This window comes from Massilia mucilaginosa (genome assembly GCF_011682145.1).
Classification (GTDB): Bacteria; Pseudomonadota; Gammaproteobacteria; order Burkholderiales; family Burkholderiaceae_D; genus Telluria_A; species Telluria_A mucilaginosa.
This window is the reverse complement of sequence record NZ_WHJH01000159.1, coordinates 1-1,045: the sequence shown is the minus strand read 5'-3', so window position 1 is coordinate 1,045 and position 1,045 is coordinate 1. Positions and strand designations below refer to the sequence as shown.

General features: G+C 49.3%; 1 pseudogene. It reads left to right on the top strand.

Annotated features, from left to right (window positions below):
- A pseudogene (locus F2P45_RS34260) lies at positions 1-895 on the top strand (hypothetical protein); the annotation flags it as partial.
- Positions 896-1,045 lie beyond the last annotated feature (150 nt).

Here is a 1,045-nt window from a genome sequence, read left to right as displayed (position 1 = left end):
GCCTATCTGCGCATGTCCAAACTCGCTCATTTACCCGTCAATCCCTTGCAGGCCGCCGCGCAGCGGTCGATTTCAATTAGGCGATACCGTGGCGGTCGTCAAGTTTCACCGAAAACGTCATAGAGCCGTCGGGCGAGCGCTAACTCATCCTTCTATGGGGAAGATGAACGACAATATTCTCGGAATCGTACACGGGGTCATGCCCGCAATCGGAGCGGGTGCGGCTTATAAGCGTATGCGTTGTGGTTTTGAAGATAGCTTATTGAGCATCACTCCCAAAATTTTAGGGAACTTCGGGGAAGAGGTAACTGCCGTTTTGGGAAATGCCCAAGGTGGGTTGGAACTTCTTCCCAATCAAGCCTACGGAAACCGTTGGCTTGAAATCACGCATGACGGAAGAAATTTGAAAAGTCTTCCGCAAAAGGGGGATCCTTATGAAGAAATCTATAAACTTCGCGACCGCTGGTATAGCCTGTTCAGAGAAGAATGGATCAATCCTGCAAGACTTGGGAACTCCAGTTTTTCACACACTTGCGACATGCTGGACGACGCTAAACAATTCCATAATGAAATAGCGGAAACTTATCATTCCCAAAGCTACGCTCATTATGGTGCCGATGCCTCGCGCAACGGGTGGCATGTCGTCCGCTGGAACATTGAGGGCAAAGAGAAAATAGACGATTTAGATTATTTGCAAATTGTCAGTGATAACCGGCAAGGAAAACTTACTGTTCGCGACAGCAGGCCCTCCTCATCGACGCGCACGAATGGTTCGCGGTTTATAGTAAATATGCAACCTGCTGCTGACGCCGGCGACCAGACTGTTCGTAGCCGTTCACTTCCCCTGATAAAAAAGCCAAATGAGTGCACTATGGAAGCGGTTTTTATTGCATAATACTCAATAATGTCAATAAAGCCAATTCCACTTACCGATCACGATCTTCGTCAAATGAGCGACGAGTGGGTGAGTTCGCTCTCGCCGTCGCAGAAGGAAGTGTTATTGGTACGCGCCCTTGCGGAGTTGCGCAAGTCGCGGGATCGACTC